The sequence below is a fragment of the Amycolatopsis sp. SB7-3 genome (genome assembly GCF_041021335.1).
Taxonomy (GTDB): Bacteria; Actinomycetota; Actinomycetes; order Mycobacteriales; family Pseudonocardiaceae; genus Amycolatopsis; species Amycolatopsis japonica.
In genome coordinates this window covers 443,174-456,665 of record NZ_JBFPJQ010000005.1, presented here as the reverse complement: position 1 = coordinate 456,665, position 13,492 = coordinate 443,174, and the positions used below count along the sequence as shown (strand labels likewise).

Here is a 13,492-nt window from a genome sequence, read left to right as displayed (position 1 = left end):
GAAAACCCGACGCCCGACTGCGCCATTCGGGCGTATTGGCTCAACACTTCTCGGCTCTTCCGCAGAGCCTGGAGCAAGATCGTCCATTCCGGACTTGGGAGGGAACGGAACGCGTCATGGTGAATCAACCGCGGGGCCCGGACGGCCGTTGGATCAAATACAAGTACGGTGCGGGCGCACTGGTCGCGACGGGAGTGGTCGTGGCCGCCACCAACGGCATCGGCGGAGGCACCGCCACCTCTCTCGATTCCGCCGCGAGCCAAGCCCTCAAAGGCAAAAGCTCCAGCAAGAAGTCCGCGCAAAAGGGGCGCCATTCCGAAGCCTGGCAACGACTGGGCTGGCGCAGGCTCAAAAAGCAAGCCAAGCGGGAACTCAAATGCGGACCGCATTCCTTCGGCGAGGTCCAGCGTTTCTTCCTGCACCACCCTTGCGTCGATCTCGACCGCATGCTGGTCACCCTCGACGACGGCGCCGGCAACACCATCGACGTCTCCGTCGCGTGGGTGAAGATGCCGAAGGCGGGCGAGGCGAGCGACCTGAAGCGGCTCATCGACAAGGACGGCACCGGCAACGTCCTCCTCTTCGGCGAAGCTTCACCCGGTAGCCGCTTCACCGGCGAGAACTACGACTCCCGTCTGGCCAAGAGGCTCGTCGTGATCGCCGAAGCAGCCCCCGCGTCCGGGCGGCCGAGCGAAACGACGCTGGAGACCGCGGTCGAGGTCGCCGTCGAGTTCCCCTCGCCTTGACCCGCTACCGGCGATCCACAATGGAGGCGACCAGGACCGGCCACTGATCGAAGAGGGCACATGGACGAACAGACCGATCTGCCGTCCGGCATCGGCAAACCGGCGACGCGCGCCTTCACCGGCGCCGGCTACACCCGGCTGGAGCACTTCACCCGCGCCACCGAAGCCGAGCTCGCGAGCCTGCACGGCGTCGGCCCCAAAGCGCTCCGCATCATCCGCGAAGCCCTGGAAACACGAGGTCAGACGTTCAAACCCACCGACTAATTTTTTTGTCTTGACAACTTGACCCTTCGGACGGTTTGCTGAGCGCAGCACACCGACCGAAGGGATCCAGTCATGGCCAAGTTCGCGAACGTCGACGACTACATCGCCGCTCTGCCCGAGAACCTGCGTGAAGTCGCCGTCGCGCTGCGCCCGATCGTCAATGCCGCCCTGTCGGGCTCCATCGAGGCGATGTACCACGCCTCCCCCACCTGGAGCGCCGGCGAAGCCGTCGGCAAGAACCTCGTCTGCCTGATGAAGGCGTACTCGTCGTACGTCACCTTCGCGCTCTGGAAGGGACAGCTCGTCGACGACGAGTCCGGCAGGCTGGAGCCGAGCGCGCGGGAGATGGCGCACGTCAAGCTTCGCTCGGTCGACGACATCGACGCCGACCTCTTCGCCGGGTGGCTCAAGCAGGCCCGAAACCTCGAAAGCGCCGCGACAGCACGATGACACAATCGGCGGCGTGCCTGTGATCACCGACGATTCCCGTTGCCCCTGCGGTCTTGGCGAGCCCTACGGCGTTTGCTGCGGCCGCTTCCACCGGGGCGCCGCGACCGCGCCGACCGCCGAACTCCTGATGCGGTCGCGGTTCAGCGCGTTCGCCGTCGGCGACACCGCGTACCTCACGAAGACCTGGCATCCGAAGACGCGGCCCGCGGATCTCGAACTCGACCCGGGGCAGCGCTGGACGTTCCTGGAGATCCTCGGCAAGTCCGGCGGCGGACTACTGGAGAACGAGGGCACCGTGGAGTTCCGGGCCCACTATCGCCAGGATCGCCGGGCGGACAGCATGCACGAGAACAGCCACTTCGTCCGCGTCGACGGGCAGTGGCTGTACGTGGCGCCCGTCGGCTGAGTCCGGTGCAAGGGTCTGTTCCCCGCGCGAAGTGACGGCTACTATCTCCCCCAACATTGTTAGGGAACTTTCTTAACGATTTCCGCCCAGGTCCGCCGCCGTGTGCCCGAGGAGGCGCGCTCGTGAGTTTTCGGCAGAAGAGAACCCGGATCCCGTTACTGGCCATGACCGTCACCGCGCTGGCCGCCGCGGTCTGCGGGGTGACCACCGCCCCCGTCGCCACCGGCGCGGAGGTGACCGCCCCGCTGTCCGTCGGTGCCGCGGGCGACGCCACCCCGATCCCCGGCTTCGTGATCCAGTCTTCGGCGCAGGTCAGCGATGATTCGGCGGTGTCGAAGCCGGGCTTCCCCACCGCAGGCTGGTACCCGGTGTCGTCGCGTTCGACGGTCTACGCCGGATTGCTGCAGAACGGCAAGTACGCCGACCCGTTCTATTCGACGAACATGAAGAACGTCCCGACCGCGCAGTTCGCGGTGCCGTGGTGGTACCGCACGGATCTGAACGTCGAGGACACCTCGAAGCGCACGTACCTCGACTTCAGCGGCGTGCTCTCCAAGGCCGACGTCTGGGTCAACGGCACCCGGGTCGCGACGAAGGACCAGGTCAACGGCGCCTACACCCGCCACGACCTGGATATCACCGAGCACGTGCGCCAGGGCGTCAACAGTGTCGCGTTCAAGGTCTACCCCAACGACCCCAACAACGACCTCTCGATGGGCTGGATCGACTGGGCGCAGACCCCGCCGGACCAGAACATGGGCATCGTGCGCGACGTCCTCGTCCGGCGCGGCGGCCCGGTCGCGCTGCGCAGCGCCCACGTCGTCCAGAAGCTGAACTCGTCGCTCGACCACGCCGACCTCACGGTGAAGGCCGACGTCCGCAACGACTCGGCGGGCGCGGTGCAGACCACCGTCGCCGGCACGGTCGCGGGCAAGCCGGTCAGCCAGACCGTCTCGCTGGCCGCGAAGGAGCGCAAGACCGTCACCTTCCCCATCGTCGGTCTCGACAAGCCCAACCTGTGGTGGCCCGCCGGGATGGGCGGACAGCACCGATACGAACTCGACCTCACCGCGAGTGTCGGCGGCACGCCGTCGGACACCTCGAAGTCGAAGTTCGGTGTCCGCGACGTCAAGGCGCCGCTGAACTCCAGCGGCGCGCGACAGTACAGCGTCAACGGCAAACCGCTGCTGATCCGCGGTGGCGGCTACACGCCGGACCTGTTCCTGCGCTGGAACGAGACCGCGGCGGCCGACAAGCTCAAGTACGTCCTGAACCTCGGGCTCAACACCGTCCGGCTGGAAGGCCATATCGAACCGGACGAGTTCTTCGACCTCGCCGACGACCTCGGCGTGCTGACCATGCCCGGCTGGGAATGCTGCGACAAGTGGGAAGGCCAGGTCAACGGCGAGGAGAAGGGCGAGCCGTGGGTCGAGTCGGACTACCCGATCGCCAAGGCGTCGATGTTCTCCGAGGCCGAGCGCCTGCGTGACCACCCGAGCGTCATCTCGTTCCACATCGGCTCCGACTTCGCGCCGGACAAGCGGATCGAGCAGGGCTACCTCGACGCGATGAAGGCCGCCGACTTCCTGCCGCCGGTCATCCCGTCCGCGTCGAAGCGGCCGTCCCCGATCACGGGTGCTTCGGGGATGAAGATGAACGGTCCGTACGACTACGTGCCGCCGGTCTACTGGTACGACAAGTCGCAAAAGGAGCGCGGCGGCGCGTGGAGCTTCAACTCCGAGACCAGCGCGGGCGTCGACATCCCGACGATGGACACGTTGAAGCGGATGATGTCGGCCGGTGAGCTGGAAACGATGTGGAAGGATCCGTCGGCCGCGCAGTACCACCGCTCGTCCTCGGACACCTTCGGGAACCTGAAGCTGTTCGGGAACGCGCTCACCAAGCGCTACGGCGCACCCGCCGACCTGAACGACTTCGTGCGGAAGGCGCAGCTCGCGCAGTACGAGAACGTCCGCGCCGAATTCGAGTCGCACTCGCGCAACTACACCGACTCGACCAACCCGTCGACCGGGTTGATCTACTGGATGCTCAACAGCCCGTGGACCTCGCTGCACTGGCAGCTGTTCGACGCCTACATGGACCAGAACGGCGCCTACTACGGGGCGAAGAAGGCCAACGAGCCGCTGCACATCCAGTACTCGCACGACAATCGCTCGGTCGTGGTGATCAACCAGACGTCGAACGCGGTGAGCGGGCTGACGGCGACCACGAAGCTGTACAACCTCGACGGCACCGAGAAGTACAGCAACACCAAGACCGGGCTGTCGGTCGGCGCGCTGGGCGCCAAGGCCACCGCGGTCACCGTCCCGGCGGTGAGCGGGCTGTCGAGCACCTACCTCGCGAAGCTGGTGCTCACCGACTCGTCCGGCAAGGAGGTCAGCCGCAACGTGTACTGGCTCTCCACCAAGGCCGACACGCTGAACTGGGGCGGCAGCGACTGGTACTACACGCCCCAGTCGGGCTACGCGGATCTGACCGGGCTGAAGAACCTCGGCCAGTCCGCCGTCAGCGCGACGGCGAAGTCGGTCGCCGGCGCCGACGGCACCACCACGACCACCGTGACGCTGAAGAACACCTCGGGCGGCAAGCTCCCGGCGTTCTACGTCGACTCGAAGGTCGTGGACGCCGCGGGCAAGCCGGTGCTGCCGGTGGAGTGGAACGACAACGCGGTGAGCCTCTGGCCGGGTGAAACGACCACGCTGACCGCGAAGTACCGCACGGCCGACCTCAAGGGCTCCAAGCCTTCGGTGCGGGTCACGGGCTGGAACACCGGGACGCAGACCGTTCCGGCCGACGGCTCTGCCCCGAGCGACCCGGTCGATTACCAGGCGGAGGACGCCACGATCGACCAGGGCGCGGTGGAGTCCAACCACGCCGGGTTCACCGGCACCGGGTTCGTCAACTACGACAACGTGGCGGGCAGCTCGGTCGAGTGGACGGTGAACGTGCCCGCCGCGGGCACCTACGACGTCGTCGTCCGGTACGCCAACGGCACGACGGCGAACCGGCCGCTCGACTTCTCCGTCAACGGCTCGATCAGCGCGTCCGGCGTCGGCTTCGGCGGCACCGGGGCCTGGCCGAACTGGACGACGAGAACCGTCAAGGTGACGTTGGCGGCGGGAGTCAACAAGATCAAGGCCGTCGCCACCACGCCGAACGGCGGTCCCAACGTCGACAAGATCACCCTCTAGTCCGGGAGTCGCCTGAGAAGGCCCCCTTCGCCGCCCGGCGAAGGGGGCCTTTCGGCGTCTGGCGTGGGTTACGCTTTCCGGGTGACCGGCAAACCCGACCCGCGCCTGCGGGATCTCGCGATGCTGCGCCGCGTCCGCGACCGGATCGATCGCGACTACGCGCAGCCACTGGACGTCGAAGCCCTGGCGCGCGGCGTGCACGTCTCCGCCGGGCATCTGAGCCGCGAGTTCCGGGCCGCGTACGGCGAATCGCCCTACAGCTACCTGATGACCCGCCGGATCGAGCGGGCCATGATGCTGCTGCGGCGCGGGGACATGTCGGTCACCGAGGTCTGCTTCGACGTCGGTTTCTCGTCGCTGGGCACGTTCAGCACGCGGTTCTCCGAACTGGTCGGCATCTCGCCGAGCGCGTACCGCAAGCAGGCAGCGGAAGACGGCCGGGGCATGCCCGGCTGCGTCGTCAAACAGGTCATGCGACCGATCAGGAATCGAGAAGCGACGCCGCCGCGCGCCGACCTACCTTGAGTCGTATGACCCTCTCGATTCAGGCGTCCTACCTCCCCGCGGACGATCTCGGGGCTTCGGTTTCCTTCTATCGCGACATCCTGGGCTTCGAAGTGCGGGACGAGGGCCCGCTCCAGGCCACGGTCGGCCCGCCGGGGCAGCCGGGGACGTCGCTCGTGCTCCGGCCGCTCGCGGCCGATCAGGAGCTCACCGACGAGGAGCGAGCGACGATCGCCGAACTGATGGCCAAGGGCGTCCACGGGATCATCGTGCTGTCCACCCCGGATCTGATCGACACCTTCGACCGGATCCAGGCGACGGGTGCCGACGTCGTCCAGGAACCGGTCCGGCAGTCCTACGGCGCCTTCGACTGCTCTTTCCGCGATCCGGCGGGCAATCTGGTGCGTTTCGAAGAGCGGTAGCCGGGCCTCGGTGCGCGCGCCCTGAGCCTCCCGGGTGATGATGAGCGGCGTGGAGATCGCGGTAGAACTCGTGGCACTGGTGGTGGCCGTCCTCCTGGTCACCGCCGCGGCGCGGAAACTCGACTGGTCGGCGCCGCTTTGCCTGATCGCGGTCGGGGTCGTCGCCTCGTACGTGCCGGGCGTCCCGGAGTACGAACTGGACCCGGAGGTCGTGCTGCTGGGGTTGCTGCCCCCGCTGCTGTACGCCACCGCGATCCGCACGTCGCTCATCGACTTCCGCCGCAACCGCGGGCCGATCCTGCTGTTGTCGGTGGGGCTCGTCATCTTCACCACGGCCGCGGTCGGGGTCGTGGCGTGGCTGGTGATCCCCGGCCTGCCGCTGGCCGCCGGGCTCGCGATCGGCGCGGTGGTCGCGCCGCCGGACGCGGTCGCGGCCACCGCCGTCGCCCGCAAGGTCGGGATGCCGCGCAAGCTGACCCGGCTGCTGGAGGGCGAAAGCCTGTTCAACGACGCGGCCGCGCTGGTCGCGTTGCGGACCGCCATCGCGGCCATCGCGGGTTCGGTGAGCCTGCTGCAGGTCGGCGGGGACTTCCTGCTGGCCGCGGGCGGCGGCCTGGTGATCGGGTTCGCCGTCGGCGCGCTCGCGGCGCTGATCCGCACCCGGCTCGAGGATCCGGTCACCGACACCGCCCTTTCGCTGGTGGTGCCGTTCGTCGCCTATCTGGCCGCCGAGGCGATCCACGGTTCCGGCGTGATCTCCGTGGTCGTCGCGGGGCTGATCCTCGGGCACAAGGCGCCGAGCATGCTTTCGGGCCGCTCGCGGCTGGCCAGCAGGCTGAACTGGCAGACCATCCAGTTCCTGCTGGAGAACATCGTCTTCCTGCTGATCGGGCTGCAGGTCCGCCGGATCATGACCGAGGTCGGCGACAGCGGGCTGACCGCGCTGGAACTGATCCTGATCTGCGCCGCCACGCTGGCCGCCACGATCGTCACCCGGATCGCCTGGATGGCGGGGATCGGCCTGGCGCGCCGGGTGTTCCGCCGTCACGCCTGGCCGTGGCGGTACTCGGCCGTGATCGCCTGGGCGGGGATGCGCGGCGTCGTCACCCTCGCGGCGGCGTTCGTGCTGCCGGCGGACACCCCGCAGCGGGCCGTGCTGGTGCTGGTCGCGTTCGTGGTGGTGGCGGGAACACTGCTGCTGCACGGGACGACGCTGCCGGTGCTGGTCCGCCGGCTGAAACTGCCGCCGCCCGACCCGGCCGAGGACGCGCTGCAGGAGGCGGCCGTGCTCCACGACATGACGAGGGCCGCGCTCGAAGAGCTGGAGAAGATCCGGACCCCCGAGGATCCGGAGGACATCGTCGAGCGGCTGCGCAGCCGGCTCCAGCACCGTTCGGACTCGGCGTGGGAGGAACTCGGCAGGCAGAGCGCGCTGACCGAAACACCGAGCGACGCGTACCGGCGGCTGCGGCTGAGGCTGCTCGAAGTCGAACGGGAGAAGTTCCTGGAGGCGCGCGACTCCGGAATGGCCGATGATGATGTCCTGCGCCGGATCCTCGAACGCCTCGACATCGAGGAATCCATGCTGGACAGGGAGGAGGAGACCGTGCCGGACTCCGATCGGGAACTGCGCACCCCCGCCGCGACGGCGGGATCCTGCAAACATCTGACCAAGAACTGGCCGCCGGTCGAGCCCAGCTCCCCCGACGTGTGCGCCGTCTGCGTCGAGAACGGGATGACCTGGGTGCACCTGCGTGAATGCGTCAAATGCGGGAACGTCGCCTGCTGCGATTCGTCGCCGGGCAAACACGCGACCGAACATTTCCACGACACCCTGCATCCGGTGATGCGCAGCCACGAGCCCGGCGAGACCTGGCGCTGGTGTTTCGTGGACAAACAGCTCGGCTAGCTCGGTAGGGTCCGGGGTATGAGTACCCCTGAGCAGGAAGTCGAATACCGCCAGCACCGGTTCTCACCTCCGCCGGGCGCGACCGAGATCTTCCTCGTCCGCCACGGTGAATCCGCTCCGGCGAAGGGCGACAACCCGTTCGAACTCGTCGACGGGCAGGCCGATCCGGATCTCGCGCCGGAGGGCAGGGACCACGCCGAGCGGGTGGGCCGCCGCCTCGCGGACGAACGGATCTCCGCGCTGTACGTGACGACGCTGCGCCGGACGCCGCAGACCGCGGCACCGCTGGCGGCGAAGCTCGGGCTCACCCCGAAAGTCGAGCCGGACCTGCGGGAGATCCACCTCGGAGACTGGGAGAACGGCCTCTTCCGGCGCTACACCCACGAAGGTCATCCGATCGTCGAAGAGCTGTGGCGCGAACAGCGCTGGGACGTCATCCCCGGCGCGGAGACGATGGAGTCGTTCGGCGGGCGGATCAAGGCGGCCATCGGCAGGCTCGCGGCGGCCAACCCGGATCGGAGGATCGCCGTGTTCACCCACGGCGGTGTCATCGGCGAGGTCTTCGCTCAGGCGAGCGGCGCGACGAACCGGTTCGCCTTCCTCGGCGCGGACAACGGCTCGATCTCCCATCTGGTGGTGTCGGGTGAGAACTGGATGGTGCGGCGGTTCAACGACACGTCGCATCTTCAGTCGCCTTTCGGCTGATCCGGCCCGCCGCGACCAGGTGCACGACGACCAGGACCGCGACCGCCTCGGCGGCCAGCAGCCCGATCAGCACGAGCACCTGCGTCACCCCGGCCTGCACCGGCCCGGCGCCACCGAGGAGGACACCGACGTAGGCGCCGGGCAGGGTCACCAGGCCGACGGTCCGGGTCTGGTCGAGCGCGGGGATCAGCGCGTGCCCCGCCGAGGGACGGCAGATCTCCAGCGCGGCCGGACGGGGAAGGAAACCCAGTGCCAGCGCGGCTTCGTACTCGCCGTGCCGGGCCACGAGTTCGTCCAGGGCCCGCCTCGCCGCCTGCGAGGTCGCGGACATGGCGCCGCCGATGACGATCCCGGCGATCGGCACGACGGCGATGGGCCGCCACGGGACCACCCCGGTCGCGAGCACGAGCGTCAGCACCGGGACCACCCCGGACGCGATGGCGAGCGCGACCCACGCGAGGTCCTTCGCCACGCCGATCCTCCGTGCGGAGGTGACCGCCGCGATGGTGAACATCAGCAGCACGAAACCGCCGGTCAGCCAGCCCGATTTCAGGATCCCGACGATCACCAGCGACACGGCGGCGAGCTGGACGACGGCGCGCGCGGCCGCGAACAACACCGCCTTGCCCTGTCCCAGCCGCCCGAATTGCACCACCGCCGCGCCGAAGATCGCCAGCACGGCCAAGACCACGGCGAGCACCGGGCCGAACTCGATCGCACCATCCGTCACCCGGATGATCCTGCCTTAGGACGTGCAGGTCACCGGTGCACCAGGAGCGGGGGCGGTGCGGTCGCTGACGACCTCGCCGTCGACGAGGATCCGGCACCGCAACGCGCCGCTGCCCGAACCCTGCGCGGAGAGGCTGTAGAACTCGTCGCGGCCTTCCTGGCTCTCGCGCTCGAAGGTGGTGCTCCACGGCGTCAGCACGTCGGTCTTCTGCAGGAGTTCGGAACCCTGCGCGACATAGGTGACGTTCTGGGCGCCCTTCGCACCGGAAAGTTCGTAGACGACCGAGTGGATCACGGTACGCACGGCGGCCGCGGCCTGCTCGACCCGCGGCGCGGGCGGGCTCTGCACCGGGCGCGAGGCCTTCGGCACCATGTAACTGGTCAGCGTGACGGCGACGGCCACCACCCCGAGCACGACCACGACGGTCCCCAGCGGCTTCAGCCTGCCGGGGGCACCCTGCTCCGGCGCCGATGCCGGAGGGGTCGCGGTGGGAACACCCATGGAGAGGTCTTCTCTCGTCCGAGCGCACTTCCGTCGAGTGCGTCGACTACTTCTCGCTCGAAGGTGACTCCGCGTTAGCCGTTATCGGGAAGAAACCCGATATTCACCCTTTTGGGTGTCCCAGTGAGTGGAGAGTGCCTGGTCGTGGAGCGATCGGCGTAAACACAGTGAGCCGAATAGCTCACTTTGAGTGACACCGCCTCAATCGACGAGCCCCGTGTCGGACGCGGCCTGATTCTGTCGTGGCCCCGGGGCATCATGACAACCGTGTATCGGGAGACGACGGCGCCCGGCCTGGACGACGTGGTGCGCTGCCTGTGGGAGGAAGCGGGCGAAGCGCCGAAACGGATCGTGCCCGACTGCTGCGTGGACCTCGTGGAATGCGGCGGCGAGGTCTTCGTCGCCGGGCCGGACACGGCGCCCTGGACCTGGGAGACCGGCGAACGGGCACGCGGCGTTCGGTTCGTCCCGGGCAGGGCCGGCGAGGTCCTGGGGCTCGGCGCCGACGAGTTGCGTGATCAGCGTGTCCCCCTCGCCGAGCTCTGGGGCAAGGAAGGCGCACTGCTGGCCGAGCAGGTGCTCTCCGGCGCCGCTTCGCTGACCGACGTCGTCGCGCGGCGCCGTGCCGGACGGGCCGACCGGGAGGTCTCGGAGCTGATCGCCAGGCTGGACGACGGGCCGCCCAGGGTGTCCGCCGCGTTGGCGCCGTTCACCACCGGGGAGCGGCAGCTGCGGCGGCGGTTCACCCTCGCGGTGGGCTACGGTCCGGCGACCTACCTGCGGGTCAGCCGGTTCCAGCGCGCCATCGGTCTCGCGGGATCAGCCCCGGATCTCGCCTCGCTGGCGTTCTCGGCGGGCTACGCCGACCAAGCTCACTTGAGCCGGGATTGCCGGGAGTTCTCCGGGCTGAAGGCGAGCGAGTTCTTCCGCGCCAAGAAGTGAGCGATGTCCACTGTGGACTCGTACAGCGCGCGGTAATGCGGATAGAACTCGTCGTAGACGTCGGCGTCCGCGCCCGGACGGACGATTCCGGCGACGGGGTTCCAGGCTTCGACATCCGGTTCCCGGCCCAGGGCGACGGACGCGAGAACGGCGTTCCCGAACGCGGCACCGATGGTCTCCGCGGGGATCTCCTGGTCGATCCGCGCGACATCGCTGACGATCCGGGTCCACACACCGCCTTGTGTCCCACCGCCGACGGCGACGAAGCGGCCCGCGCCGCCACCGGCCTCCCGCATCGCTTCGAGGTTGTGCCGCACCCCGTATGCCGTTCCTTCCAGCGCCGCGCGGTACAGCTCGGCACGATCGTGGGAAGTGGTGAGCCCGGCGATAACGCCCCTCGCGTCCGGATCCGGCACCGGTGTCCGTTCTCCCGCGAAGTACGGCAGCATCAGCAATCCGCGACTGCCCGCCGGGACCTCGCCCGCCGCCGCGGCCAGTTCGCCGAACTCGCCGCCGAAGAGCTCTCGCAGCCAGTCGGTGATCGCGCCGGACGTCGCCATCCCCGCCGCGAGCGAATAGGTACCGGGGAAAGCGCCGCGGGTCGTCCACAACCCCTGGCCGGGGCGCGGATCGGAGAGCATCTGGACCAGGAACATCGTGGTGCCGTACATGAGCATCGTGTCGCCGGGCGCGGTGACCCCGACGCTGGTCGCCTCGGCCCAGGCGTCCACCGTGCCCGCCGTCACCGGGATCCCTTGCGGCAGGCCGGTTTCCGCCGCCGCCTCGGCGGTGACCGAGCCGACCACCTCGGTCGGCCACGCGAGCCTGGGCAGGTCGATGCCGGGGGCGATCGCGGCGACCCGGTCGGCCGCCCAGCGGGCCTCGCGCAGGTCGTACATCGGATCGCATTGGCTCGCGGAATGATGGTCGAGGACGTACTCGCCGGTCAGGCGCAGGACGAGGAACGAACTCGCCATCAAGAAGAGCTTCGCCCGTTCGAACACGTCCGGCTCGTTCTTGGCCAGCCAGCGCCATTTCGGCCCGACGGCCTGCGAGCCGAGCGCGCTCCCGCCGCGTTCCACAATGGATTCTTCGCCGAATTCCCGGTTCAATTCGCGGATTTCGTCGAATGCGCGGGTGTCGACGCCGTAAAGGATCGCGGGGCGCAACGGTTTCCCGGAAGCGTCGGCGGGCAGCAGCACCGGCCCGATCCCGCTGACCGACACCCCGATGATGGGATGATCCTCCGCGCCCGCCGAAAGCTCTCTCGCCAGCGAGAGGAAGTCTTGCCACCACACGGTTTCCGCGTCGTGTTCGAACCAGCCGGGACGGGGCCTGGAGGTCTCGTGCGGCCGGGAAGTCCGCGCCACCACGGCGCCCCGGGAATCGACGAGGACACCTTTGGAACTCGAAGTGCCGATGTCGATGCCGAGCACCAGGCCCGGTTCCCCCACGACCCCTCCGAACTCCTCAGCGCGAGTAGCGCGATCAGCGGATGGTAACGATTGTCGGTCAAGCTATTCTTCCCGTGCGAAGGTGTCAATACACCTGCAGAAGGGGAGGTCACGGTGGCCACCATCAACGACGTGGCGGCGAAGGCCGGGGTCTCGACGGCGACCGTGTCGAGGACGCTGAACGGGAAGTCCACTGTGGACCCGGTACTCGCGGCACGGGTGCAGGCCGCCGCCGCGGAATTGGGCTATCACCCGAACGGTCTCGCGAGGAATCTGCGCCGTCAGGAGACCGCGGTCCTCGCGCTCATCATCTCCGACGTGGAGAACCCCTTCTTCACCGCGATCGCCCGGGGCGTGGAGGACATCGCGCAGACCGCGGGCTACTCGGTGGTGTTGTGCAACGCCGACGACAACGAGGAGAAGGAGCGGCGCTACATCGACGTCGCCCTCCAGGAGCGGGTCGCCGGCGTGGTGCTCTCCCCCACCGGCCGGGCCACCAACGTCGACCGGCTGACCGAACGCGGCACGCCCGTGGTCGCCGTCGACCGGCCGCTGCTGGAGAACACCGGCGACCAGGTGCTGGTCGACACCCGGCTCGCCGCCCGCGACGCGACCCGGCACCTGCTCGACGGCGGCTACCGGCGGGTCGCCTGCGTCAGCGGGCCGCCCGGGGTGCGCACGGCCGAGGACCGGCTGGCCGGCTACACCGACGCCGTCGGCGAGGGGAACGCGCTCACCCGGCGGGCCGAGTTCCGCGCCGAGGGCGGCAGGCTCGCCGCACTCAGCCTGCTCGACGAGCCCGAACCGCCGGACGCACTGCTGATCGGCAACAGCACGATGGCGATCGGCGTCCTGGAGGCACTGGCCTCACGCGGTCTGCGATCGGGACAGGACATCGGGATCGTGTCGTTCGACGACGCGCCGTGGACGACGCTGATCGATCCCCCGCTGACGGTGGTCGCGCAGCCCGCGAACGAGGTGGGCCGGGTCGCCGCCGAACTGCTGCTCGCCCGCATCGGCGACAGCACGCGGAAGGCCACGACGACCACACTGCAGGCGAAGCTGATCGTGCGCCGGAGCTCACGTCGCGACTGACCCGAGTACACGACGTGCCTGGGCGACCGGTTCGCACCGGCCGCCCAGGAACGCCCCACCCCCTTGTTCCCCCAAGCCGGCCCCACACCAGCCGGGTTCTCCGAAGCGGTGGGAAGAAATCGTTTACCTTTCGGACGGTAAATTCCCGCTTA

14 protein-coding genes are annotated in these 13,492 nt (G+C 68.8%); 11 read left to right on the top strand and 3 right to left on the bottom strand.

Annotated elements, in window-relative coordinates:
- Nucleotides 1–116 precede the first annotated feature (116 nt).
- The 9 genes from AB8M46_RS32320 to AB8M46_RS32280 all read left to right on the top strand — a co-directional run bounded on the left by AB8M46_RS32320 (nt 117) and on the right by AB8M46_RS32280 (nt 8,618).
- A complete protein-coding gene (locus tag AB8M46_RS32320; protein WP_394362676.1) occupies nt 117–746 on the top strand; it encodes a hypothetical protein in 630 nt (209 codons plus the stop codon).
- A gap of 60 nt (nt 747–806) precedes the next feature.
- The gene (locus AB8M46_RS32315) at nt 807–1,010 is read left to right on the top strand and encodes a DNA-binding protein (protein ID WP_038511380.1); all 204 of its coding nucleotides are present in this window, start codon (nt 807–809) and stop codon (nt 1,008–1,010) included.
- A 72-nt stretch (nt 1,011–1,082) separates the two neighbouring features.
- Nucleotides 1,083–1,460, top strand: coding sequence for a DUF1801 domain-containing protein (locus AB8M46_RS32310; protein ID WP_394362675.1), 378 nt, complete (start codon nt 1,083–1,085; stop codon nt 1,458–1,460).
- Nucleotides 1,461–1,479: 19 nt separating this feature from the next.
- The gene (locus AB8M46_RS32305) at nt 1,480–1,866 is read left to right on the top strand and encodes a YchJ family protein (protein ID WP_394362720.1); all 387 of its coding nucleotides are present in this window, start codon (nt 1,480–1,482) and stop codon (nt 1,864–1,866) included.
- Nucleotides 1,867–1,988: 122 nt separating this feature from the next.
- Complete coding sequence (locus AB8M46_RS32300; protein WP_394362674.1) at nt 1,989–5,078, top strand: glycosyl hydrolase 2 galactose-binding domain-containing protein; 3,090 nt, start codon at nt 1,989–1,991, stop codon at nt 5,076–5,078.
- A 120-nt stretch (nt 5,079–5,198) separates the two neighbouring features.
- Nucleotides 5,199–5,603, top strand: coding sequence for a helix-turn-helix transcriptional regulator (locus tag AB8M46_RS32295; protein ID WP_198941864.1), 405 nt, complete (start codon nt 5,199–5,201; stop codon nt 5,601–5,603).
- A gap of 5 nt (nt 5,604–5,608) precedes the next feature.
- Nucleotides 5,609–6,004, top strand: a complete 396-nt coding sequence (locus tag AB8M46_RS32290; RefSeq protein ID WP_037345529.1) for a VOC family protein — start codon at nt 5,609–5,611, stop codon at nt 6,002–6,004.
- A gap of 40 nt (nt 6,005–6,044) precedes the next feature.
- On the top strand, nt 6,045–7,913 hold the full coding sequence (locus tag AB8M46_RS32285; RefSeq protein WP_394362719.1) for a Na+/H+ antiporter: 1,869 nt from the start codon (nt 6,045–6,047) through the stop codon (nt 7,911–7,913).
- A gap of 18 nt (nt 7,914–7,931) precedes the next feature.
- On the top strand, nt 7,932–8,618 hold the full coding sequence (locus AB8M46_RS32280; RefSeq protein WP_394362673.1) for a histidine phosphatase family protein: 687 nt from the start codon (nt 7,932–7,934) through the stop codon (nt 8,616–8,618).
- On the opposite strand, the gene AB8M46_RS32275 is transcribed toward AB8M46_RS32280, so the two are convergent.
- Nucleotides 8,581–9,348, bottom strand: coding sequence for an ABC transporter permease (locus AB8M46_RS32275; protein ID WP_394362672.1), 768 nt, complete (start codon nt 9,346–9,348; stop codon nt 8,581–8,583). The genes AB8M46_RS32280 and AB8M46_RS32275 overlap by 38 nt on opposite strands.
- Before the next feature lie 15 nt (nt 9,349–9,363).
- A complete protein-coding gene (locus AB8M46_RS32270; protein ID WP_394362671.1) occupies nt 9,364–9,849 on the bottom strand; it encodes an MmpS family transport accessory protein in 486 nt (161 codons plus the stop codon).
- A 258-nt stretch (nt 9,850–10,107) separates the two neighbouring features.
- Between AB8M46_RS32270 and AB8M46_RS32265 the strand changes: the two genes are divergently transcribed.
- Nucleotides 10,108–10,791, top strand: coding sequence for a helix-turn-helix domain-containing protein (locus AB8M46_RS32265; RefSeq protein WP_394362670.1), 684 nt, complete (start codon nt 10,108–10,110; stop codon nt 10,789–10,791).
- Here the strand turns inward: AB8M46_RS32265 and AB8M46_RS32260 are convergent.
- Entirely contained in the window at nt 10,722–12,245 is a 1,524-nt protein-coding gene (locus AB8M46_RS32260; RefSeq protein ID WP_394362669.1) for an FGGY-family carbohydrate kinase, read from the bottom strand. The genes AB8M46_RS32265 and AB8M46_RS32260 overlap by 70 nt on opposite strands.
- Before the next feature lie 114 nt (nt 12,246–12,359).
- Between AB8M46_RS32260 and AB8M46_RS32255 the strand changes: the two genes are divergently transcribed.
- Complete coding sequence (locus tag AB8M46_RS32255; RefSeq protein WP_037345520.1) at nt 12,360–13,340, top strand: LacI family DNA-binding transcriptional regulator; 981 nt, start codon at nt 12,360–12,362, stop codon at nt 13,338–13,340.
- Nucleotides 13,341–13,492 lie beyond the last annotated feature (152 nt).

Coding starts and splice junctions, on each gene's coding strand:
- AB8M46_RS32315 (WP_038511380.1), top strand. CDS start 807: ATGGACGAACAGACCGATCTGCCGTCCGGCATCGGCAAACCGGCGACG.
- AB8M46_RS32285 (WP_394362719.1), top strand. CDS start 6,045: ATGAGCGGCGTGGAGATCGCGGTAGAACTCGTGGCACTGGTGGTGGCC.
- AB8M46_RS32270 (WP_394362671.1), bottom strand. CDS start 9,849: ATGGGTGTTCCCACCGCGACCCCTCCGGCATCGGCGCCGGAGCAGGGT.
- AB8M46_RS32280 (WP_394362673.1), top strand. CDS start 7,932: ATGAGTACCCCTGAGCAGGAAGTCGAATACCGCCAGCACCGGTTCTCA.
- AB8M46_RS32290 (WP_037345529.1), top strand. CDS start 5,609: ATGACCCTCTCGATTCAGGCGTCCTACCTCCCCGCGGACGATCTCGGG.
- AB8M46_RS32310 (WP_394362675.1), top strand. CDS start 1,083: ATGGCCAAGTTCGCGAACGTCGACGACTACATCGCCGCTCTGCCCGAG.
- AB8M46_RS32320 (WP_394362676.1), top strand. CDS start 117: ATGGTGAATCAACCGCGGGGCCCGGACGGCCGTTGGATCAAATACAAG.
- AB8M46_RS32265 (WP_394362670.1), top strand. CDS start 10,108: ATGACAACCGTGTATCGGGAGACGACGGCGCCCGGCCTGGACGACGTG.
- AB8M46_RS32295 (WP_198941864.1), top strand. CDS start 5,199: ATGCTGCGCCGCGTCCGCGACCGGATCGATCGCGACTACGCGCAGCCA.